Below are 22,778 nucleotides of genomic sequence, written 5' to 3'. Positions count from 1 at the left end.
CGGACCTTGCAATCAGCAAAAGGCCGCTTTCACAACGATTACATGCCAATATGCCGGTTCCGCGTGAACCGCGCAACATAAGGCCTTCCCGCATACGCTATGCGGGAAGGCCGCTAAAGAATATCTGCGCTCTGTGCGCTATGCCTCGCGCTCGTTGCGCTCGTTGCTCGTTTTCCGGGTGGTTCGCGTACCGGCGCGAACACAGCCGGCGCTAAGCCGACAACTTGAACTCGCCCACCGCCTCGGCAAGCTTCGCTGCTTGCTCGCGCAACATTTGCGCGGCGGCGGCCGATTGCTCGACGAGCGCCGCGTTCTGCTGCGTCGTGTTGTCGAGCTGGGCGAGTGCCTGATTGACTTGGCCCAGGCCCGTGCTCTGTTCCGTCGCCGCCACCGAGATCTCGCCGATCACGTTCGTGATCCCGCGCACGCCTTCCACGATTTCATCCATCGTCGCCCCGGCCGTCTGCACCAGCGAAGACCCAGTCTCGATCCGCTCGACCGACGAACTGATCAACTGCTTGATCTCCTTGGCCGCTTGCGCGCTACGCTGCGCGAGTGCGCGCACCTCGCCCGCCACCACCGCGAAGCCGCGTCCATGCTCGCTCGCGCGAGCCGCTTCGACGGCGGCGTTCAATGCGAGGATGTTGGTCTGGAAAGCGATGCCGTCGATCACGCCGATGATGTTCGCGATCTCCGTCGAGGCTTTCGTAATGGCATCCATCGTCGACACGACGTCGCCCACCACCTGGCCGCCCCGCATGGCGACGCTGGACGCCGATTCCGCGAGCTGGCTCACCTGCGTGGCCGCATCCGCCGAATTGCGTGCCGTTCCCGAAATCTCCTCGAGCGCGGCGGCGGTCCTTTGCAAGTTTGAGGCGGCGAGTTCCGTGCGGCTCGACAGATCCTGATTGCCCTGTGCGATCTCGGCGCTTGCCACGTTGACCGACTCGCTGAAGTCGCGAATATGCCGCAGGATCTCGCTGATCTTTTCCGCGAAGAGATTGAATGCGTGGGCGATCTGGGACGCTTCGTCGTCGCCGCTGACGGGCAGCCGCCGCGCGAGGTCGCCGCTGCCGCTGGCCACGTCGGTCAACGCGTCGCGCACGAGCAAAATGCGCTTGAACGCCGCGTTCGTCAGCGTCCCGACGAGTGCCGCCGAAATCAGCGCGACCAGGATGATCGCCACGAGCGTCGTCGTGGCCACGGCACGCATGCCGGCCGTCACATCCGATTTGTCCAGGGCGAGCACGAGGCTCCAATCGGTGCCCTTGATCGGCTGAGCGCGCAGCAGTTTCGCCGCACCATCGATGTGCACGGCGGTCGACGACGAAGCGCCCTGCATCGCCTTCAGTGCCTCGGGCGTCAGCTCCGGCGCCATGTCCGTGGCCGGCTTCATGATGAGATCGGTTTTCGCGCTTGCGATGACCTCACCCTTCTCGTCCACGAGGAACGCGAAACTCGCGGGCGTCGGATGCACGGCCGTCACGATCTCGCTCACGCTCTGCATGAACAGGCTCGCCGCCATGACGGCTTTCACATTTCCGTCACGAACGATGGGCACCGCGAAAGCGAATGCGGGCTTGCCCGAGGAGGCATCGCGGTAGAGCGCGGTGACGACGATGTGGCCGGCCTCGACCGCCTGCTTGTACCAGGGCCGCGCCGTCGGATCGTAGCCCGGCGCGAGCGGCACGTTCGAGAATGCCGTCTTGTCGGGCAGGCCGAGCGTCATGATCTCGAAGCCGCCCGATTTGGCCAGCAGTTTCAGCGCCGGCAAGGGATCGCCGTCTCCGATCGAAATCGTATCGGCGAGCGCTTGCGTTTCGCGCGTGCGGCTTTCGATCCATCCGTCGATGGCGAGCGCATGGCCGGTCAAAATCGACTGGAAGTTTTGGTCGATAATCTCGTCGTTGTGGATCTTGACGACGTAGTAGATAAGACCGCCGGTTACCGCGAGCGCAGTGACGACGATCGCGACGCAGGTCGCCAGGATTCGGCCGCGGATGGTTCCGAGCATTGCTGTGGTTCTCCAAGATCCAAGAGCTGCGATGAAGCGTTTGGAATGCGAAAGCACTACGTTGGAGATAACGACAGGTTGCAATAGGAACTTGAGACGCGACGCACCAAAAAAATTGGCCATTGGCGATTGACACGGCGGCATTCCAATTGGCGGAATGTCGCGTCGCATTACCCAATTAAGGATATTCTTACTTCGTTGCCGGAAAATCCTTAATGGTCGGGGCGTTCGGAGCACGGGCCTTGGCTGGCCATGCGGCCGCCGGCCCGTTCACAGGTGCAAGCGGATCTGCTCGGCGAATGCGTGAATGACGTCTTCGTTCCGGGACAAAAACGTCCACTGCCCCACCCGGGTCGCGACGAGGAGCCCCGCCTCGATCAATGCCGCGATATGCACCGACACGGTCGACTGCGATAGACCGCTGCGCGCATGAATCGCATTCGCCGGGACGCCATGGCAAAAATCGAACGGCCCTCGTACGAACGCCTCACCGGGCACTTTCAGCCACGCCAGGATTTCTCGCCGAAACGGGTTCGCCAGCGCCCTGTGAATCAGATTCGCGTCCATCATTTCGACCTCCGCCCCTATCGTCATAAGTCGTAACAATGCCGCAACGATCGGATTGCCAAGCCGATCGTTGCATCGGCAACCTTTTCGGCAACGTTCAAGCGATATACCTGCCGAGTCTCTCGCCCAGAGCGTGGCGCCCAGACCGGCCTTGTCTTCGAAACTTCGAAACCCAGTCTAGTCATGCGCCGCCCCGACGAACACATCACCTTGGATCGGTTTGCGGCCAATTACGATCAAATCTGGGCCAACGCGGGGCGCGGTAGGGGATGGCGGGCATTTCGCCTTCTTACGATGCCGCAAAAGTCATTTACCGGATGCACGGCTGGGTGCGGCGAGACTCGCGCGGTAAGCTGGCGCAACGCTCGTTACCGTGAGTCGGGAAGCCGAACCGGAACGCCGCGATGCAAAACCACCCGCATGGCGTCAACGCAAGCGTGCTCACATTGGTCAAGGGGCGAACATGAAAGTCGGCATTGTCATATTCGATGGGGTTCAGGCACTGGATGTCGCAGGCCCATTGGATGTGTTCGCGGAAGCCAATATCTATCTCCCCAAGCACCAAAGGTATGAAGTTTCGCTGGTCGGGAGCCAGGCCGGCCCCGTCACCTGCTCGAACGGCATGCAATTGACCGCTCGCTTCGGCTATTGCGAACTCGACTTTCAATTTGACCTGATCTTGGTGGCGGGCGGCCCGCAGCTGCCGGATTCGCAACCGCCGAGCGGCCTGCTCGATTGGCTAAGACGTCAGGCACAGGGCGCGGCGCGGTTTGGGTCGGTTTGCAACGGCACATTCATGCTCGGACACGCCGGCCTCATCGACCATAAGGAAGTGACGACGCATTGGGCCGTGGCCGAACGCCTGGCCGGCGAATTCCCGCTCGCGCGCGTGCAGCCCGATCGAATCTTCATCCGTGACGGAAGCCTATTTACCTCCGCCGGCGTCACGGCCGGCATCGATCTATGCCTGTCGTTCGTGTCGGAAGATTGGGGACATGAGATGGCCGTGCGCGTCGCGAAACAACTGGTGGTCTATATCCAGCGCGAAGGCGGGCAATCTCAGTACAGCCCCTTCGTCTCGGCCAGCAAGGAAAACGATCCGATCGTGGGAAAGGTGCACCGATACGTGACTGACCATATTACCGACGCGCTGTCCATCGAAGAACTTGCAAGCGCCGTATCGGTGAGCCGCCGGACCTTCTCGAGGCTGTTCTCGATGCATGCGAAAGTCACCCCATCCGTTTTCGTCGAGCAGATTCGCGTCGACACGGCGAGGAAGCTGCTAGAAGGCTCGGACGCGCCGCTCAAGACCGTTGCGTTCAATTGCGGCTTCAGAAGCGCCACCCACATGCGAATGACCTTTTCCCGCCGGCTCGACGTCACGCCGGCTCAATACCGTCAACGGTTTCGAGGGGTCGCCGAAGCCGGGATGACGTCCATGTCCTGAAGGTGCGCGTTGTTCCGTAGCGTTTCGGTGACGAACTCCAGGAAGGCGCGCACCTTTCCGCTGGCACCGCGCCGCTCCACATGCAGCAGACTCACCGGGGTCGACTCCGGCTCGAAGGCTGTCAGTATGGGGTGGAGTTTGCCCTCGCTCACTTCAGGCGCGGCCTGATACGACAGCAACTGCGTAATGCCCACGCAATCGACGGCAGCCGAGACGGCGGCCGGAACCAAATCGACGATCATTCGCGGCCGAAACCGAACCGGTAGCCTCGTCCCTTTATCGTTGAACACCCATTCGAGCGGAAGCGACACGCCCGTGCACGACACGCAATCGTGGTCGATCAGCTCTCTCGGATGACGAGGCTCTCCGTGAGCGGCAAGATAAGCGGGCGCCGCGTACGTCCTGCGCCGCACGAAGCCCAGCGGCACGGCGAAGATAGAGGAGTCGCCGAGGTGACCGATCCGAATGGCGACATCGACGCCCTCCTCGAGCAGCCGCGTGGTGCGATCGACATAGGTGGCATGAATGCCGACATCCGGAAAACGGAGTGCAAACGCATTCACGAGCGGAGCCACGAAGCGCTGGCCGAACAGGACAGGCGCGGAAACGGTCAACGTGCCCACGGGATTGAGGCGATCGGCCGCAAGGTTCGCTTCGGCATCGGAGATCGCGTCCAGCACTTTGCGGCAGGCATCGACATAAGCCGCGCCTGCGTCCGTCGGACGTAGCGTGCGCGTCGTGCGCGCAAGCAGTTGCGCGCCGACACGCTCTTCCAGCGAAGCGACCGCGCGCGACACCGCGGCCGTCGACAAACCGAGTTTGTTCGACGCACTCGTAAAGCTGCCTTGGTCGACGACGGCCACGAACACTTCCATCTCGCGCAATCTGTCCATTCTCGTTCTCCCGATCCGGCCGGCCGTGCCGCCATGTCGCGATTGTAGGCATCGCCGAGACCCTTGCCAGCCTCTTCGCGTTGCCTTGGCAAATTTCGGCTACTCATTGGCCTAAAAGACGATCTGCTTTGGCTATGGGTTATTCGGCCCATCTCCGACAATCAATCCCATCGACGCACAACCCCGTAATCATCATGATCACCACCGACGCTTTAGCGACTGCAACGGAAAATCCGGCACCGATGTCTTCGTCGGAGACGACGGTTCCCGCAGAGCCGGCCGCAAAACAGGCGGCTCTGTCGTTTCGCGTGGCAATCGGTTTGATCGGAATGCTGCTCGCGTCCTTGCTGGCGATCCTCAACGAACAAGTCACCGCCGCGGCGATGGCCGATATCCAAGGCGCGTTCTCGATCGGACACGACGACGGCACGTGGCTGACGGCCCTGTTCGAGGCCGCCAACGTCAGCACGATGGTGTTTGCGCCGTGGTTCGGGATCACCTTCACGTTGAAGCGGTTCACGATCGGCGCAGTGCTTGCCACGCTCTTGCTCGGCGTACTTTGCCCGTTCGCGCCGAATCTGCCCGCGCTTTACGTCTTGCGGGTGCTGCAAGGCGTTGCCGGTGGCTGTCTTCCGCCGATGCTGATCATCGTGGCACTGCGCTATCTGCCGCCGAAGGTCAAGCTTTACGGGCTCGCCGGATACGCCCTCACGGCAACCGTCGGCCCAGCGCTCGGCACGCCGCTCGCGGCATTGTGGACGGAGTACGTCAGCTGGCGCATGGCGTTCCTTCAGGTCGTACCGCTGGGCATCGCCAGTTGCCTGGCCATTCAGTGGGGGCTCCCGACCGATCCGCTCAAGCTCGAACGACTCCGTTCGTTCGATTGGACCGGATTCGCGACCGGGCTTCCCGCCGTCGCCATGCTCGTCATCGGTCTGCTGCAAGGCGACCGTCTCGATTGGCTCGATTCGGCGTTCATTCGCGCGATGTTTTTTGGCGGGACGCTGTTGTTCGCCGTGTTCCTCGTCAACGAATGGTTTCATCCGCTTCCGTTCTTCAAGCTGCAATTGCTCGCGCGCCGCAACTTCACGCACGGATTGGCGACGCTGGCCGGTGCGGTGACGCTGCTGGTCGGCGTCGCCGCCATACCGGGACATTACCTAGCCGAGACGCATGCCTATCGGCCGCTGCAAACGGCACCGCTGTCGCTGCTCGTCGCTATTCCGCTTTTGATTACGCTGCCTTTGACCGCCGCCGTACTGAACCTTCGACGGGTCGATGTCCGCTGGATACTGGCCATTGGGCTGTCGCTCATGATCGCCACCTGCATGATGGGCAGCTTCATGACCTCCGATTGGATTCGCGGCAATTTCTATTGGCTTCAGTCCTTGCAGATCGTCGCGCAACCGATGGTGATCATGTCGATTTTGATGGGGGTCACGACAGGATTGCCGCCCGCCGAAGGTCCGTTTGCCTCGGCGATGTTCAATTCGCTCAAGACTTTTTCCGCCGCCGTGGCAACCGCGCTCATCGAGGGGTTCGGCACGGACCGCGAGCGCTTTCATTCCAATGTGCTTGTCGACCGCTTGGGCAACCACGCACTCGTAACGGGCCAAAGCGCCGGCACGCCCCATGAGCTGGCCGAGCTTGCACATCGCATTCACGAGCAGGCACTCGTACTGACGTCGGCCGATCTCTATTGCGTCATGGCCTGCGTGGCCGTCGCCCTGCTTGTTCTTGTGCCCGTGTTGCCGGTGCGGATCTATCCGCCATGGAGCACTACGCCGCCCTCCTCCCGTTAAGAGACGATGTCATGTCAACCGTTACCCGCCCCCCTCTCAAGATCATCGGCGTTGCCGCGTCGATCGTCGTGCTCGGCATTGCCGCATGGTCCACCTCGAGACTGCTTTCCGAGCCGAACAGCGAATCCACGAACGACGCCTATGTACAGGCCGATTTCACGCTCGTGGCGCCGCGCGTCGCCGGTCAGATTGCCGACGTACTTGTCGACGACAACCAGCCGGTCAAGGCGGGGCAATTGCTGGTACGCATCGACGATCGCGACTTCCAGGCGGCATTGCAGAGCGCACAAGCGGACGTCATGGCCGCGCAGGCGTCCGTCGCGAACGACGACGCCGAGATCGCCAGGCAGCCCGCGCTCGTCGAGCAAGCTCGCGCGACGCTCAAGTCGGATCAAGCGAGTATCGACTTTGCGCGAGCGAACGCCTCGCGCTACCAGAATCTTTCGGAAGCGGGCGCGGGAACGGCGCAGGAACAACAGCGCGCGTCGAGCGCGCTTGCCGAACACCTCGCGCAGCAAGCCCATGACCAGGCGGTATTGACGGCGACCTCGCAGAACCTCGACGTTTTGCGCGCCGAACGAGACAAGGCGGCGGGTGCATTGGCGCGGGCGGAGGCTTTATTCGAACAGGCCAAACTGAATCTGTCGTACACGGAGATCCGCGCGCCGTTCGACGGCAAGGTCGGCCGACGTTCGGCTCGGGTCGGCGCGTTCGTCACACCCGGCGCTCCGATTCTCGCGATCGTCCCGCTCTCGGAAGCTTATGTCGTCGCCAATTTCCAGGAAAACCAGCTCGCCCATATTCGGCAAGGCGCCAGCGTGCGGATCAAGGTCGATAGCTTGCCGGGCGTGGTGATTCGAGGCCATGTCGACGGCCTCGCTCCCGCAACCGGCGTGAGCTTCGCCCCCATCGCGCCGGACAACGCCACGGGCAATTTCACGAAGATCGTGCAGCGCGTCCCCGTCAAGATCACGATCGACCGCGGGCAGCAAACGGCGTCCGCGCTGAGCGTGGGGCTCTCGGTCGAAACGGAAGTCGCCGTCGGTCCGCATCGCAATGCGCCTGCCGCGGAAGGGAGCAAGACATGAGCGCCGCCAAGCATTCCATCCGTGAGGCCTTGCTCGCCATATCGGCGTGCCTCCTGATGGCAGGGTGTACGTTAGGCCCGGATTTCGAGCGCCCTAAGACAACCACGCCGGCCGTTTTCGATCGCACGCAATCCGCGCAAGCCGAGAGCAAGCCCGTCGAAGCGTCGTTCGATTCGGATTGGTGGACGCTGTTCAAGGATCCGCAACTGAACGCGTTGGAGCAGCAACTGGCCGGCGCGAACCTCGACGTGGCCGCCGCCTCGGCGCGTCTGCAACAGAGCCGAGCCGAGCGGCGCGTTGCAGGCGCGGCGCAATATCCGACGCTCGACGGTGCCGCATCGTACGACCGCGAGCGTGGAAGCGAGAACGGCATTCTGTCGCTGCTTGGCGTGACGCCCACGCAAACCCAATCGCAATCGGCCTCGGGCAACGCCCCCCTTGGCGTGGCTGCGATGCCGGGCTCCAAAGGTTCGCCCGCATACAACCTCTACCAGGCAGGCTTCGACGCCTCATGGGAAATCGACATCTGGGGGCGCGTCCGGCGCGGGGTCGAAGCGGCGAGCGCGATGACGGACGCGTCGTTCGAGGATCGAAACGCGATCTTGCTGTCGTCCCGGGCCGAACTCGCGCGAGACTACATCGCGTTGCGCGATACTCAATCGTTGCTCCAGATCGCGAAAGACAACCTAGCGATCGCGCGCGATTCGTTGAAGCTGACTCAGGTCCAAGTGCACGAAGGCGTGACGACGGATCTGGACGTCGCGAATGCCTCCGCACAGGTCGAGTCGATTCAAAGTCTGATTCCGATGCTCGAATCGAAGCGCGAGACCACGATCAACGCGATCGGTGTGTTGCTCGGCGAAGCGCCGGGCGCGCTGCGTCAGCAGCTTGCCGAACCGAGCGAGGTACCCGAATTGCCGGGCCAGGTGCCGATCGGCTTCCCGTCCGATCTCGTGCAACGCAGGCCCGACATCCGAAGAGCCGAGGCGCAATTGCACGCCGCCACGGCCTCGATCGGCATGGCGAAGGCCGACTTCTATCCTCGGATTTCGTTGAACGGCAGCGCCGGCTTCCAAAGCCTTCAACTATCGAGCTTGGCTAGCTGGGCATCGGGCCAGTTCGTGGTGGGACCTTCGATCACGCTGCCGATTTTCGAAGGCGGGCGTCTCAAAGGCATGCTTCACCTGCGCGAGGCACAACAACAAGAAGCCGCGATCAACTACAAACACACGGTGCTGGAAGCATGGCGGGAAGTGGACGATGCGCTGGCCGTCTATGACGCTCAGCAGCGCCGGGGCGATCGGCTCGTTCAGGTCGTGGCCTTGAATCGGCGCGCGCTCGCGATCGCACAGCAACGATACAAAGCCGGTGCGATCGATTATCTCGATGTACTCAATGTGCAGAAGCAGCTACTCGATGCACAGAGCAATCTCGAGCACAGCAAGGCGGCCGCCGATACCAACCTCGTCACCCTTTGCAAGGCACTCGGGGGAGGCTGGGAATCGACGTACGGCAAGCAATATGTCGCGCGTTGACGAACGACTAGTGCTTCCGGCCGCCCGCCTCGGCCAAAAACGCCAGGACTGCTGCGGTGAATCCTTCCGCCGCCTCGATGTTGGACAGGTGTGACGCGTCCAACGTCTCGACCCGAGCGCCTTGCACGCGCTCGGCAATGAATCGGGCGTCGTCGACGGTTGTCACCGGATCGTATCGACCGGCGATGACCAGCATCGGCGATGCGATCGTGGCGATCTCTTCCCGCAGATCGGCCGCTGACAAGGCGTCGCAGCAACCCGCGTATCCGTGGGCGGACGTCGCGCGCAGTCCGGCGGTCATGCGTTCCACGACCTCGGGCCGCCGCGCGATGAAATCGGCGGTAAACCAACGCCTCGCTGCACCGTCCGCCACTTCGGCCATCCCGCGCGAGCGCACCAGGGCCGAGCGATCGAGCCATCCTTGCAACGATCCGATGCGCGCCGCGGTATTGGCGACGATCAGCTTGTCGATCCGCTCGGGCGCATGCACGCCGAGCCATTGGCCCGTCAAGCCACCCATCGAGATTCCGCAGAAATGCGCGCGTTCGACGTTCAACGCGTCCAGCACGGCGAGCACGTCGCGCCCCAGCGTGTCGAGCGAATACTCGCCCGCGGGCGCAATCGAGGCCCCATGCCCGCGCGTATCGTAACGAACGACGCGGTAGTGGTGTGCTAGTGCATCGACTTGGGGAGACCACATCTCGATGGTCGTGCCGAGCGAATTGGAGAGAACGATAACGGGGGCATCGTCCGGTCCACTAACCGTATAGGCAATGCCGTGGGCCTGCTGCATGTCGACTGCCTCCAATAGTGATCCGATCAGCGCGCCACGAGCGGCACGGGCGTCACTTCCTGCAGCGCCTCGAACGTGAGTCCTTCCACCATCTCGACGACGACGAGGCCATCCGCCGTCACGTCGATGACGGCTAGATCGGTATAGATTCGATCGACGCAGCCGATACCCGTCAGCGGGTAGGTGCACGCCTCGACGATCTTGCACTCGCCCGACTTCGTCAGGTGATCCGTCATGACGAACACGCGCTTGGCCCCGATCGCGAGATCCATGGCGCCGCCAACGGCAGGGATCGCGTCGGCCGCACCCGTGTGCCAGTTCGCCAGATCGCCTTTGCGCGAGACTTGAAACGCACCGAGCACGCAGATGTCGAGGTGGCCGCCGCGCATCATCGCGAACGAATCGCCATGATGAAAGAACGCACCGCCCTCGAGCAGCGTCACAGGCTCCTTGCCCGCATTGATCAGTTCGGGGTCTTCTTCGCCCGGTGCGGGCGCGGGGCCCATGCCCAGCAAACCGTTCTCGCTATGCAGGAAGATCTCGCGCTCGGCCGGCAGGTAATTGGCGACCTTCGTCGGCAAGCCGATGCCGAGATTCACGTAAGCGCCTTCGGGAATATCCTGGGCAACACGCTGGGCGATCTGATCGCGCGTCCATCTGTTCATACAACGCTCCTTATGCGGCACGTGCGCGTGCGTTCGCTTGCGGGACCGCAACCACGCGCTGCGTAAAGATCCCCGGGGTAACGATCGTTTCAGGATCGAGTTCGCCGAGCGGCACGATCTCCGACACCTGGGCAATCGTCGTCGTCGCGGCCATCGCCATGATCGGCCCGAAATTGCGCGCAGCCTTGCGGTAGATCAGATTGCCCCAGCGATCGCCCCGATGCGCCTTGATCAACGCGAATTCGGCCTTGATCGGGTACTCGAGCACGTACGGCTTCCCGTCGATCACCCGCGTTTCCTTCCCTTCCGCCAGACGCGTGCCGTAGCCGGTCGGCGTGAAGACGGCGCCGAGGCCGGCGCCGGCCGCCTGGATCCGCAACGCCAGGTTGCCCTGGGGCACGAGTTCGAGTTCGATTTCGCCGGCGCGGAACAACGCGTCGAACACTTGCGAATCAGCTTGGCGCGGGAACGAGCAAATGATTTTGCGCACGCGCCGCGCCTTCAATAGCGCGGCCAGACCGATCTCGCCGTTGCCCGCGTTGTTGTTGACGATGGTGAGCTCGCGCGCGCCCTGTGCGATCAGCGCGTCGATCAGCTCCGCGGGTTGCCCGGCGGAGCCGAAGCCGCCGATCATGACGGTGGCGCCGTCGGAGATGCCGGCGACGGCCGCTTCGAGCGAAGAAACAGTTTTATCGATCATCGGTGGATGCGCTCGCGAAAGCGCCTACGTCTTCAGGTTGATGAGCAATGTAGAACTCGGTCGCCGGACCGTCAACGGCGATTATCGAAAAGCAGTGCGATTATCGAACATATGACGATCCGGACCTGCGCGGTGCCGATACCGCTTGCTGCTCAGGCTTGCTGCTCAGATATCGAAGAACACCGTCTCGCGCCCGCCGTCCGGCGTGTCCTGCAGACGAATATCGAGCGAATACACAACGGCGCCGTTGCGCACGCTGCGCTCGGCCACCAGCGTCCGGCGCCGCACTTCCCATTCGATGCCGGTCAGCACGGGATCGCTGCGGTTCGCATCGGCTTCGTCGTCGAAATAAAGCCGCGTATGCAGCCCGATGTTGATGCCGCGCGCGAACAGGACCAGGCAAACATGGGGCGCTTGCGAAGCGCCGTTCGCGCCCGGCACGCGCCCCGGCTTGATCGTGTCGAAGCGGAACACGCCCGTTTCGAAGTCGGCGCCCGCGCGTCCCCAGCCGCGGAACGACGGATCGGTCGGCACGTCGCGGTCGTCGCCGGGATGCGCGTATCGGCCGTCCGCATTCGCTTGCCAGATCTCGACGAGCACGTCGCGCACGAGCGTGCCCGACCCGTCGAACACGCGGCCTTCGATGGCGATGCGCTCGCCGCGCGTCTCGGTTCCGACAAGGACGTTGCCGAAGTTGTTTTCGAAGATGTCGAAGCCGGCCTGCTCAGGGGCGAGCCCGATGTGAACATAAGGGCCGCCTGTCTGCGACGCCGTCTCGGGCAAACGGACTGGGCCGAAGGAGGAGATCGGCGAGAACGTGGGGCGATTCATTATTTGTCTCCTTGCTTCGCGGGCTCGAAGTACGTCATGCGCCGGCCGCGCAGCGTGATGTCGAAGCGGTAGCATCGGCTGTCGAGCGCGATGTTGTTGCCGGGATCTTGCAGCGCGATCAACCCGCGCACCTGTTCTTCGCTCGGCATCGTCTTGATGATCGGGCATTGCGCGATGAGCGGATCGCCTTCGAAGTACATCTGCGTAATCAGGCGCTGCGCCCAGCCGTCTCCGCTGAGCGAATAATGGATGTGGGACGGCCGCCAGTCGTTGATCCGATTGCGCCACGGATAAGGTCCGGGCTTGATCGTGCGATAGACGTAATAGCCGTTTTCGTCGGTCAGCATGCGCCCGCAGCCGCCGAAATTCGGGTCGATCGGCGCGATGTACTTGTCGTTGCGATGGCGGTAGCGCCCGCCCGCGTTCGCTTGCCAGACTTCGACCAGCGCGTTGCGAACGGGACGCCCGAACTCGTCGCGAACGAAGCCGTGCACGACGACGCGCTCGCCGATCGGCAACCCCTCTTTCGCGAAGTTCAGGATCAAGTCGTTATCGAGCGGCCCCAGTTCGTCGGCCCGAAAGACCGGCCCGGTGCGCTCCGATAGCGTGTTCAGCGTCGAAATCAACGCATTGCGCGGCGAACGCAGAACGCTCGTTTTGTAGCCCGGCGTGTAAGCAGCCGGATGCAACGCGGTGTCGCGTTGCGTGAAATCGCCGTAGTCGCGGCCCGAAGCGGTAGCTCGAGGATCCGACATGATCGCTGCTCTCCTCCAAAGGGATACGGCCGCACTCCGCACTCGCATGCCGAGAGAGACCGGATGTTGTCGATGCCCACTGTATGGCGCGAAAACACACGCGTAAATTGACTTCTGTTCCGCCAATCCATAACCTCTGGTAATGGAAACCAGAATCAGCTTCCGCCACGTCAGCTGCTTTCTCGCGATCGCGCGCGAGCGCAATCTCGGGCGCGCCGCCGAGCGGCTCAACCTGACCCAGCCCGCCGTTTCGAAAACGCTGACCGAACTCGAATCGCTCGCCGACGTGCGGCTCGTCGAACGCGGCAGGCACGGCGCGCGATTGACGCCGGCAGGCGAGCACTTCCTGCGCTATGCCGTCGGCGTCGCCCAGGCGATGGAGTCAGCCTCGGCGGCTCTGCACGCACCCGCGGCGCCACCCGTGCAAATCCTCACGCTCGGTGCGCTGCCGACGGTCGCGAGCGGCGTGGTGCCCGATGCGCTCCTGCGGCTGCGCGAACGGCATCCGCAAACCGGCGTGCGGCTTCACACCGGGACGAATCAAGTCCTGCTGTCGGCGCTCAAGGCGGGGCACCTCGATTGCGTGATCGGGCGGATGGCCGAGCCCGCGACGATGCAGGGCTTGTCATTCGAATTGTTGTATGCGGAGCCTCTGGTCATGGCCGTACGGCCCGGGCATCCGCTGCTCGGTACGCGTACGGCCTCGCCCCAGGCCGTGCTCGACTATCCGCTCGTCGTGGCGCCGGCCGGCACGGTGCCGCGGCTCCACACCGACGCGTTCTTCGATGCCCATGCGCTGCATGTGCCGGCCACTTGCACGGAAACGCTGTCGATCTCCGTCGCGCGCCTGCTGGCACGACGCTCCGACGCCGTCTGGATCACACCCGAGTTTGCCGCGCGGGACGATCTCGTCCGCGGCGAATTGGCCCGGCTGCCGCTAGCTGCCGCCAACGCCGAAGAGCCCGTCGGTCTGCTGCGGCGCAGTGCGGGAGAACCGCTCGATGCGGTGAAAGCGCTAGCCGAAATCCTGCGCGAACTGACGCGCGCGGATTCGAGGACAGCACAATCGCGGACTCGCCGGCCCCGGCAGCGGGGTACGCCATCGGCAAGCGAACGCACACGCTGAGCGAACGCGTCGTGCGCGTGGGCGGACTTGACCGCCTCCCTCACCGAGGCATAGGATTTAGGCGTTCGTTCGATAGTTGCAACATTGTTCGATAATCGCACAATGTGTTGTTCAAGCCATCGAGTGGCTGAATTCGTGACCGGCGCGTGCCCACGCCCGCGTCATCGCTTCCTTTCACTAGCGTCACTGCCCCATGTTCTCGTACCAAGGACGACTCAACGACCGGCTGACCTCGACCGAGCCGATGCTCGCCGTATTTGCGCCGAAGGCAACCGTGCAGCGGATGCTCGACGTCGAAGCCGCGCTGGCAAGAGCGCTGGCCAAGGCCGGCGTCATTCCGGCGGAAGCCGTCGCACCGATCGAAGCGGCCTGCGATGCCGATCGAATCGATGCGCAAGCGCTGACGGAAGCGGCGGCAAGTGCCGGCAATCTCGCCATTCCGCTCGTCAAGCAACTGACCGCCTGCGTATCGGCCCAAGCACCGGACGCCGCGAAATACGTGCATTGGGGCGCGACGAGCCAAGACGTCATCGACAGCGGGCTCGTGCTGCAGCTTCGCGATGCGCTCGATGGGATCGAGGCAGGCGTCGATGCGCTTTGCGCCGTGCTCGCGCGCCAGGCGGCCAAGTATCGCGACACGCCGATGGTTGGCCGCACGTGGCTGCAGCAAGCGCTGCCGATTACTTTGGGCTTGAAGCTGGCGCAATGGCTCGATGCGCTCGGCCGGCATCGCGAGCGGCTCGCACAGTTGCGCGAACGCGCGCTCGCGCTGCAGTTCGGTGGCGCGGCAGGCACGCTGGCCAGTCTTGGAGATGCCGCGCAGTCCGTTGCGCAGGCGCTGGCCCAGGCGCTTTCGCTGCCTTTGCCGAGCTTGCCGTGGCATACGCAACGCGACCGCGTTGCGGAAGCGGCCACCGTGCTCGGCCTTCTGACGGGGACGCTCGGCAAGATCGCGCGTGACGTCTCGCTGCACATGCAATCCGAAGTCGGCGAGTTAGCCGAGCCGTCGTCGGCCGGTAAAGGCGGCTCGTCGACGATGCCGCATAAACGCAATCCCGTTGGCTGTGCCGCGGCGCTAACGGCCGCGGCGCGCGTGCCCGGACTCGTCGCCACGATGCTTGCCGCCATGGTGCAGGAGCACGAACGCGCGCTGGGCGGCTGGCAAGCCGAGTGGGAGACGCTGCCCGAGATCGCGCGGCTCTGTGCCGGCGCACTGGCGAACATCACGGACATCGTGGACGGGCTCGACGTCGACACCGCACGGCTCTCGGCCAATTTGAACCTGACGCAAGGCCTGATTCTCGGCGAAGCGGTGATGCTCGCGCTCGGCGCGTCGATCGGGCGTCTGCGTGCCCACGAACTCGTCGAGCACGCGGCGCGCGAAGCGGTTCGAAGCGGGCGCACGCTGCGCCAGGTGCTCGGCGAGAACCCGGACGTCACGCAGGTGCTCGACGAACATCGGCTCGATGCCCTGCTCACCCCCGCCAACTACAGCGGACAGGCACGCGCATTCGTCGACATCGTGCTCGAACGCTATCGGGCCCGCTGCCCGTGATCCCCTCCTTTGAACCGATCCGTCACCCACACCATGAAAGACGAAGAACGCTATGAAGCGGGTATGCAAGTGCGCCGTGCCGTCCTTGGCGATGCGCACGTAGAACGCTCGCTCGAGCACCGCACCGATTTGACTCACGAGTTCCAGGAACTGATCACACGCTATGCGTGGGGCGAGATTTGGACGCGCGAGGGACTGCCGCGTCACACGCGCAGCTTGCTGACGATCGCGATGATGGTGGCGCTGAACCGTAGCGAAGAATTGGCGCTGCATTTGCGCTCGGCCAAGAACAACGGCGTCACGCGCGAAGAGATCAAGGAAGTGCTGATGCAAACCGCCATCTATTGCGGCGTGCCGGCAGCCAACTCGGCGTTCCATCTCGCCGATCGGATTTTCCGGGAAGAGGACGCGCAAGCTTAACGCACTTAACGCGCGACCCAATGCGCTATCTGTCCGGCGAGCGGTGCGCCGGAATCGCGTGGGTCAACATGGGCGGCGCGCACCGACGACTCTCTTTCCGAATCGATCGGGGCGCGCCGCGCGAGGACCGCGGATGCGGCCGAATAACAGCGCGATCACGGCCGCATCACATCAGAACAGCGTCGCGATCCCGACCATACCGACGAATTGCGAGTGCGTCGACGAAGGCGTTCCGTTCTGCGAATCGCCCACCGCCGGTGCCGCGTCGACGATGTTGCCGGCTCCGTTGGCGCCCAGCGTTTGCCCGCTTGCGTGTTGATAAGCCTGCAGCGCATAAAGCGTGGTGCGCTTGGACAAGTGATACGCCTCCTTCAGCGAATACTGCTCATAGCGCGCCGCGCTGCTGATCCCGTTCGCTTTCGACGCAGCCGTGTAGGCAACACCGCCGCCAACGTCGAACGTCGGCGTGAATCGATAGCTCGCCAGCGCGGCGTAGGTGTTGAAAACCGCCGTGGTGCCGAACAGCGAACGCGCGCCGGCCTGATACTCGACGTTCGAATACGAGAGCCCCAGCACGAGATTGCCGAGCGTATAGTTGCCTGCGGCCGCAACGTGCTGAACCGCCTTCGCCGAGACGTAGCCGGTGTTCAGCGCCGACACGCCGAAGCTGCCCGTCGAGGCGGTATCGAAGCCGGCCGTTTGCTGCGCGTTGTCCATGCGCAGATAGCCGAGCGCAAGCGTGATCGGGCCGTTCAAATAACGCAGCGCGCCACTATACGTCTCCCCCTTTCCGGTACTGCCCGCAATGCCGCCGAAGGCGTACATGGCGCTTGCCTGCAAGCCGCTCCAATTCGGGGAGGTATAAACCAGCGCGTTGTTGATCCGCACGGTCGTGTCGAGTCCGTCGATGTCGCCAGGGTGGGCGCCCGTCGCCCCGGTCAGCCATGAACTGCCGGTCAAGGGACCGACGAACATGTAATACGGAGTGTATTGCCGTCCCGCGGTCAACGTGCCGGCGCGCGTATTTTGAAGTCCTACGTAGGCCTCGCGATTGAACATGAGCCCTGCCGACGAGAGCGCTCCGGTGTTGGTATCGAAGCCGTTCTGGAGATCGAAGATGGCTGTCGTTCCGTCGCCGAGATCTTCCTTGCCCTGCAGGCCGAACTTCGACGCATAAAGATTGCCCTGCCGCAGATAAATGTTCGAATGGCCCTTCTGATTGCTGACGTAGGTCACGGCGTCGTCCACCGCGCCGTATAGCGTCACGCTGCTCTGCGCGAATGCCGGCGTCCACGCGAATACCGCCGCCGCAGCCGCCATGCGGCCGATTTGTGTGCTGTAGGTGTAGGTCTTCATCGAGCGTCTTTCTCCAATCTCCAAGGGTCGTCGCCGCGAGTCGATCTCGCGGTCTCTGCGGTAAAGCGAAGCGAAACTGAATGTGCCGGTCCTTGCGCGGCGGCACGGCTCGCCGGCCGCGACACGCTAGACCACCGCCGCTAGGCCGCGGCGTTGTCCCGGCGCCGGCGGGCCTGCGAGGCCAGTCTCACGGCGGCATTGGGTGCGCCGTAGCCGTCATACCCGCCGCGCCGCTCGACGATTTCGAGGAAGAAGCGCCGGTCGAGGGTCTCGGTGTAGGCGTGCAAGAACTCGCCGCCGCGCTCGTCGCGGTCATAGAGCAAGCCGTGCTCTTGCAGCCTCGCGAGCAGCGATTCGGGCAGCGCATAGCGCGCTTCGAGATCGTCGTAGTAGTTGCGTGGAATGTGCAGAAGCGGCAAACCCGCCGATTTGAATTCGGCCACCGCGCCAAAGATGTCGTCGGTACTGAACGCGACGTGGTTGAGTCCCGTTCCGTGGTAGACATGCACCGTTTCGGCCACGGCGGTATGAGGATCGACCGATGCGTTCAGCACGACGCGCAGCGAACGGTCGCGATTGGAGAAAGCACGCGAACGCACCAGGCCATAGGGATCGGGAACGAGGACGCCGGGCGAGGCATCGAGCCCGAACACGGCCTTCAAGAATAGCGTCCAGCTGTCGAGCCCACCCATCGGCAAAGCCAGGCAAATGTGATCGATGCCCGTCAACGGCCCGACTTCGTTCGGCCCGTCGATATCGGTCAATACGAAATCGGCTTCGAACAACGTCGGCTGACCCGACGTTTCGTTCACCAAGTAGTTAATACTGCCGTCCGGCGAACGCACGGCGGGCACGACGCGTTCGTTCGGACCGACGCGGCCGGAAAACGGCACGTAGCCGAAACCGGCGGCACGCTCGAGTGCGAGTCCGGCATCGTCGAGACGAAATGCCGACGCGCACAGCGAGAGCCCATGCTGCTGAAAGAATGCGCTGGCGAACGAATCGGGCTCCGCGTTCAGCACGATCGCGGCCATCCCATGCCGATAGAGGGTGACGTCTTTCGATCGATGCCGCCCCGCGCGCCGGAATCGCAGCTTTTCGAGCCATTCGACGAGGTGTTCGCGCGAGGCCGCATCGACGGCGAATTCCAAAAATTGCGTCGACAGATGCGCCGGCACCGCGGGCGGCGCGTAGAGCGGCAACGCATCGGTGTCGCTGGCCCCCGTCAACCGCGGGCGCGTTTGCTCCTCGAGCAGCAGCAAAGACCGATATCCGTCGGCGGCCGTCGCGGCAGGCGGTGCACTGCGAAACCCGTCGTTGAACACCTCCAGCGAGAGCGGGCCGCGGTAGCCGCTCTTGACGACGCGTGCGGTGAAGCCGGCCAGATCGAAGTCGCCTTGCCCCGGAAAGCACCGGTAGTGGCGGCTCCACTCGAGCACATCCATGTCCATGCGAGGTGCGTCGGCAATCTGCACGAACCCGATCCGATCTCCCGGGATGGAGGCGATTTCGTCGACCGGATCGCCGAGCGACAGCGTATGAAAGCTGTCGAGCGCGAGCGTGAGGCTGGGATGATCGACCGTATCCACTAGCCGCCACGCGTGGCGATAGGAGTGGACGTGCCGGCCCCACGCCAGCGCCTCGTAGCAGGCGGTTACGCCCGCCGCTTGCGCATGCCGCGCCAGGACGGCGAGTTGATCGGCAATCAGTTCGTCGTCGCGAATGGTATCCGGCGACACGCTGCTGCAAACGAGCAGACGGTCCGTGCCGAGCGCATGCATCACATCGAACTTGCGCTTCAGACGCTCGACATTGCGTTCCAAGCGCTCAGCACCGACACCCTCGAAGTCGCGAAACGGCTGATAGAGCGCGATTCGCAGCCCTAGATCGTCGCAAATACGCCGTACGTCGCCCGGCGTGCCGTCGTAGTAAAGCAGGTCGTTCTCGAAGATCTCGACGCATCCGAACCCGGCGGCCTGAATCGCCCGCAGCTTTTCGACGAGCGTGCCGCTGATCGAGACGGTAGCGATCGACCGCCGCAACGGTGTGGCGGCATCACGGACAGGGCAGTTCTGCATGGCGTTGTCTGGGGCTCGAAGCGATTGACGAAGCAAACGAGGCGCCGCTCGTCCCCTTCTTCCGCACGCGGATCAGACGAAAACGGAGGACATCGACGCGGCACGCACGCTTGCACGAACGACCCGAACTTTACGTGAACTAACTAGTTGGTACAAATTCGAGAAAACCCTAGAATGACTTTTCTCCCGTCCGGACGCACACTTGCGTGCATCGAGAACGCGGCTCGGGTTGTCCAAGTCGTTAAGTCGTACGGTCTTTCGTCTTTCCGTGCACACGCGCAGCGTTCGTTTAACAAAGCAATGGAGTAGTGGTGATGACGTTTGCTTCGGTTCTGGTCCTCAACGGACCCAATCTCAATCTGCTGGGCACGCGAGAGCCGGCCATCTACGGCCGCGAGACGCTGGCCGACGTCGCCCGGCGCTGCGCGCAAGCCGGCGAACGGCTCGGACTCGCCGTCGATTTCCGACAGTCGAATGCAGAGCACCAGCTAATCGATTGGCTGCACGATGCGCGCGAGCGTATCGACGGAATCGTGATCAACCCCGCCGCCTATACCCATACGTCGGTTGCCCTCGCCGATGCGCTGTCGGCCATCGCCAAGCCCGTGATCGAGGTCCACATCTCGAACGTGCACAAGCGCGAAGCGTTTAGACATCACTCGTACGTTTCGCCGATCGCCGAGGCGATCATCGTCGGCTGCGGTACGCAGGGTTACGTCCTGGCGCTCGAACGGATGGCCGTTCTGCTCGACAAGGGGACGGAGCAATGAGTGCCATATCGAATCGGAACGAACGCTCGATCCTCGTCGGACTGATCGGCGCGGGCATCAAGGGATCGCTGAGCCCGGCGATGCACGAGGAAGAAGCCCGGCAACAAGGGCTCACGTGCGTCTATCGGCGGATCGATCTCGAGACGCTCGGCCTCGATGCCAGCGCATTGCCCGAACTGCTCTTGGCTGCGGAACAAATGGGCTTCGACGGTCTGAACATCACCTATCCGTGCAAACAGGCCGTAATCCCGCTGCTCGACGCGTTGTCCCCCGACGCCCAAGCACTGGGGGCGGTGAATACCGTCCTGTTCAAAGACGGCAGGCGGATCGGCTACAACACGGACTGGTCAGGCTTCAAACGATCGTTTGAGCGCGGTCTGCCCGACGTGTCGCTCGCGCGCGTCGTTCAACTCGGCGCGGGCGGCGCGGGCGCCGCGGTCGCGCATGCCGCGCTGAGCCTGGGTGTCCAGCACCTGACGCTGTTCGACGTCGACGAGGCACGGGCGTCATCGCTCGCGGCCGAATTGCAGCGGCGCTTCCCGGCGGCTTTGGTTGCATCGGGCGGCTCGCTCGCCGATGCCATGCGCGACGCGACGGGCCTCATTCACGCCACCCCGACAGGGATGGCAAAGCTGCCGGGCATGCCGTTGTCCGCCGATCTATTGCACCGCTCGCTCTGGGTGGCCGACGTCGTCTATTTCCCGATCCGCACCGCGCTCATCGAGGCGGCCGAACGAATCGGCTGCCGCACGCTGAGCGGCGGCGGCATGGCGGTCTACCAGGCAGTGGACGCATTTCGATTCTTCACAGGCGTGGAGCCGGACGCCGATCGGATGTTCGCGCATCTGCAAGCGCTGCTGGCGAGGTAGCTGAAATAACTGAAGCAACTGAAGCAACTGAAGCAACCGAAGTCGCTGAAGTCGCTGCATTAAGTCGCTTCAGCGCGGCCCCATTCAACAACCCCGACTACTCGGGTCGACAGGAGACACAAGGACATGGCCCCACCGATTTCACCGCGCACGCTCAGCTCGGCGCCATTGCAAGCGGCTGCGCAGCCGTCCGCGGTTCGGCGCTCGCGCGCCCGCTACCGGATCCTCGGCCTGTTGGCCGCGGGGACGATGATCAATTACCTCGATCGGACGGTGCTCGGCATTGCCGCGCCGCAACTGACGAAGGAACTTGGTATCAACGCCGCGTTGATGGGCCTGATCTTTTCCGCGTTTTCGTGGAGCTATGTCGCCGCCCAGATTCCGGGCGGCGTGTTTCTCGACCGCTTCGGCAGCAAGTTCACTTACTTCCTGTCGATGACGCTGTGGTCGCTGTGCACGCTGGCGCAGGGCCTCGTGCATGGCGTGGGCGCCCTCTTCACTTGCCGGCTCGGGCTCGGCGTGAGCGAATCGCCGTGTTTCCCGACCAATAGCCGGATCGTGGCCACGTGGTTTCCGCAGACGGAGCGTGCGTTCGCCACGGGCACTTACACCGTCGGCGAATATATCGGCCTCGCTTTCTTCAGCCCGCTGCTGTTCGCGTTGATGGGCGCGTTCGGGTGGCGCTCCCTGTTCTACGTGGTCGGCGGCGCCGGCCTCGTGTTCGGCCTGATCTGGTGGCGCTGTTATCGTGAGCCGCTCGACCACCCGGCGGCCAACGACGCCGAACTCGAGTACATCGAAGCAGGCGGCGGCCTCACCCGGCACAGCCCGAGCGAACGCGCCGGCAACGAAGCCAAGAAGATGGATTGGCGCAATATCGGCCGGCTGCTGAAGCATCGCCAGCTCACGGGCATTTGCCTGGGCCAGTTCGCCGGCAACTCGACGCTCGTGTTCTTCTTGACCTGGTTTCCGACCTACCTGGCAACGGAACGCCACATGGGTTGGCTCAAGATCGGCTTCTTCGCGATCATGCCTTTCATCGCCGCATCGATCGGCGTGCTGTTCGGCGGCGCGTTCTCGGATTGGCTGCTGCGCCGGGGCAAATCGGCGAACGTCGCGCGTAAGCTGCCGATCATTGCCGGGCTGCTGCTTGCTTCGACGATCGTCCTCGCGAACTTCGTGCAGAGCAATCTCGCGGTCATCGCGATCCTGTCGCTCGCGTTCTTTGCCCAAGGGATGGCCGCGCTCGGCTGGACGCTCGTCTCCGACATCGCGCCCGACGGCATGCTCGGCTTGACCGGCGGGATTTTCAACGTCGCGGCCAACCTCGCCGGCATCATCACGCCGCTCGTGATCGGCCTGATCGTCGGCGTGACGGGCTCGTTCGTCTGGGCGCTCGCGTTCATCGGCGTGATCGCGCTGATCGGCGCGGCGTCGTATATCTTCGTCGTCGGCGATATCAAGCGGATCCAGCTTTAAGGTCCTTGCGGCCTCCGGCCCCGCCGCCGAGCGGG

At 63.6% G+C, this 22,778-nt stretch carries 20 protein-coding genes; 10 read left to right on the top strand and 10 right to left on the bottom strand.

What is annotated here, in order from left to right:
• Positions 1–211 precede the first annotated feature (211 nt).
• The gene (locus tag DWV00_RS26490; protein WP_115536594.1) at positions 212–2,014 is read right to left on the bottom strand and encodes a methyl-accepting chemotaxis protein; all 1,803 of its coding nucleotides are present in this window, start codon (positions 2,012–2,014) and stop codon (positions 212–214) included.
• Between the two features lie 270 nt (positions 2,015–2,284).
• Positions 2,285–2,584: an ArsR/SmtB family transcription factor gene (locus DWV00_RS26485; RefSeq protein WP_115536694.1), complete on the bottom strand. Its 300-nt coding sequence runs from the start codon at positions 2,582–2,584 to the stop codon at positions 2,285–2,287.
• Between the two features lie 460 nt (positions 2,585–3,044).
• Here DWV00_RS26485 and DWV00_RS26480 point away from each other — a divergent pair, with 460 nt between their 5' ends.
• Positions 3,045–4,028, top strand: a complete 984-nt coding sequence (locus DWV00_RS26480; RefSeq protein ID WP_115536593.1) for a GlxA family transcriptional regulator — start codon at positions 3,045–3,047, stop codon at positions 4,026–4,028.
• Here the strand turns inward: DWV00_RS26480 and DWV00_RS26475 are convergent.
• On the bottom strand, positions 3,980–4,921 hold the full coding sequence (locus tag DWV00_RS26475; protein WP_115536592.1) for a LysR family transcriptional regulator: 942 nt from the start codon (positions 4,919–4,921) through the stop codon (positions 3,980–3,982). The two genes, DWV00_RS26480 and DWV00_RS26475, sit on opposite strands and share 49 nt — an antisense overlap.
• 242 nt (positions 4,922–5,163) lie before the next feature.
• On the opposite strand from DWV00_RS26475, the gene DWV00_RS26470 reads away from it, so the two are divergent.
• Genes DWV00_RS26470 through DWV00_RS26460 form a run of 3 tightly spaced genes read left to right on the top strand, consistent with a single transcriptional unit; the run spans position 5,164 to position 9,346 of the window.
• Positions 5,164–6,723 carry an MFS transporter gene (locus DWV00_RS26470; RefSeq protein ID WP_245965050.1) on the top strand — a complete coding sequence of 520 codons (1,560 nt, stop codon included), beginning with the start codon at positions 5,164–5,166 and terminating at the stop codon, positions 6,721–6,723.
• 11 nt (positions 6,724–6,734) lie between these two features.
• Positions 6,735–7,811, top strand: coding sequence for an HlyD family secretion protein (locus DWV00_RS26465; RefSeq protein ID WP_115536590.1), 1,077 nt, complete (start codon positions 6,735–6,737; stop codon positions 7,809–7,811).
• Complete coding sequence (locus tag DWV00_RS26460; RefSeq protein WP_115536589.1) at positions 7,808–9,346, top strand: efflux transporter outer membrane subunit; 1,539 nt, start codon at positions 7,808–7,810, stop codon at positions 9,344–9,346. The genes DWV00_RS26465 and DWV00_RS26460 overlap by 4 nt, the downstream gene beginning before the upstream one ends.
• Before the next feature lie 7 nt (positions 9,347–9,353).
• Here DWV00_RS26460 and pcaD read toward each other — a convergent pair whose 3' ends face one another.
• The 5 genes from pcaD to pcaH all read right to left on the bottom strand — a co-directional run bounded on the left by pcaD (position 9,354) and on the right by pcaH (position 13,090).
• Positions 9,354–10,139, bottom strand: a complete 786-nt coding sequence (pcaD, locus tag DWV00_RS26455; protein ID WP_115536588.1) for a 3-oxoadipate enol-lactonase — start codon at positions 10,137–10,139, stop codon at positions 9,354–9,356.
• 26 nt (positions 10,140–10,165) lie between these two features.
• Entirely contained in the window at positions 10,166–10,804 is a 639-nt protein-coding gene (locus tag DWV00_RS26450) for a 3-oxoacid CoA-transferase subunit B (protein WP_115536587.1), read from the bottom strand.
• 10 nt (positions 10,805–10,814) lie between these two features.
• Positions 10,815–11,504 carry a 3-oxoacid CoA-transferase subunit A gene (locus tag DWV00_RS26445; protein WP_115536586.1) on the bottom strand — a complete coding sequence of 230 codons (690 nt, stop codon included), beginning with the start codon at positions 11,502–11,504 and terminating at the stop codon, positions 10,815–10,817.
• A gap of 165 nt (positions 11,505–11,669) precedes the next feature.
• Positions 11,670–12,335: a protocatechuate 3,4-dioxygenase subunit alpha gene (gene pcaG / locus DWV00_RS26440; RefSeq protein WP_115536585.1), complete on the bottom strand. Its 666-nt coding sequence runs from the start codon at positions 12,333–12,335 to the stop codon at positions 11,670–11,672.
• Positions 12,335–13,090, bottom strand: a complete 756-nt coding sequence (gene pcaH / locus DWV00_RS26435; RefSeq protein ID WP_115536584.1) for a protocatechuate 3,4-dioxygenase subunit beta — start codon at positions 13,088–13,090, stop codon at positions 12,335–12,337. Before pcaH ends, pcaG begins: the two co-directional genes overlap by 1 nt.
• A 142-nt stretch (positions 13,091–13,232) precedes the next feature.
• Between pcaH and DWV00_RS26430 the strand changes: the two genes are divergently transcribed.
• The 3 genes from DWV00_RS26430 to pcaC all read left to right on the top strand — a co-directional run bounded on the left by DWV00_RS26430 (position 13,233) and on the right by pcaC (position 16,191).
• Complete coding sequence (locus DWV00_RS26430; RefSeq protein WP_115536583.1) at positions 13,233–14,216, top strand: LysR substrate-binding domain-containing protein; 984 nt, start codon at positions 13,233–13,235, stop codon at positions 14,214–14,216.
• 193 nt (positions 14,217–14,409) lie between these two features.
• Entirely contained in the window at positions 14,410–15,771 is a 1,362-nt protein-coding gene (locus DWV00_RS26425) for a 3-carboxy-cis,cis-muconate cycloisomerase (RefSeq protein ID WP_115536582.1), read from the top strand.
• 33 nt (positions 15,772–15,804) lie between these two features.
• Positions 15,805–16,191 (top strand): 4-carboxymuconolactone decarboxylase, encoded by a 387-nt coding sequence (gene pcaC / locus DWV00_RS26420; protein WP_115536581.1) that lies wholly within the window; start codon positions 15,805–15,807, stop codon positions 16,189–16,191.
• A 171-nt stretch (positions 16,192–16,362) separates the two neighbouring features.
• Here pcaC and DWV00_RS26415 read toward each other — a convergent pair whose 3' ends face one another.
• Together DWV00_RS26415 and DWV00_RS26410 are read right to left on the bottom strand one after the other, a co-directional pair.
• Positions 16,363–17,511, bottom strand: coding sequence for a porin (locus DWV00_RS26415; protein WP_115536693.1), 1,149 nt, complete (start codon positions 17,509–17,511; stop codon positions 16,363–16,365).
• 176 nt (positions 17,512–17,687) lie between these two features.
• Positions 17,688–19,589, bottom strand: coding sequence for a bifunctional sugar phosphate isomerase/epimerase/4-hydroxyphenylpyruvate dioxygenase family protein (locus DWV00_RS26410; protein ID WP_115536692.1), 1,902 nt, complete (start codon positions 19,587–19,589; stop codon positions 17,688–17,690).
• Positions 19,590–19,939: 350 nt separating this feature from the next.
• On the opposite strand from DWV00_RS26410, the gene aroQ reads away from it, so the two are divergent.
• The 3 genes from aroQ to DWV00_RS26395 all read left to right on the top strand — a co-directional run bounded on the left by aroQ (position 19,940) and on the right by DWV00_RS26395 (position 22,743).
• On the top strand, positions 19,940–20,395 hold the full coding sequence (aroQ, locus tag DWV00_RS26405) for a type II 3-dehydroquinate dehydratase (RefSeq protein WP_115536580.1): 456 nt from the start codon (positions 19,940–19,942) through the stop codon (positions 20,393–20,395).
• Positions 20,392–21,264: a shikimate dehydrogenase gene (locus DWV00_RS26400; RefSeq protein WP_115536579.1), complete on the top strand. Its 873-nt coding sequence runs from the start codon at positions 20,392–20,394 to the stop codon at positions 21,262–21,264. Before aroQ ends, DWV00_RS26400 begins: the two co-directional genes overlap by 4 nt.
• Positions 21,265–21,390: 126 nt before the next feature.
• Positions 21,391–22,743 (top strand): MFS transporter, encoded by a 1,353-nt coding sequence (locus DWV00_RS26395; RefSeq protein ID WP_115536578.1) that lies wholly within the window; start codon positions 21,391–21,393, stop codon positions 22,741–22,743.
• Positions 22,744–22,778 lie beyond the last annotated feature (35 nt).

The organism is Trinickia dinghuensis, assembly GCF_003367175.1.
In the GTDB taxonomy this organism is placed as follows: domain Bacteria; phylum Pseudomonadota; class Gammaproteobacteria; order Burkholderiales; family Burkholderiaceae; genus Trinickia; species Trinickia dinghuensis.
This window is presented reverse-complemented; position numbering and strand designations above follow the sequence as displayed.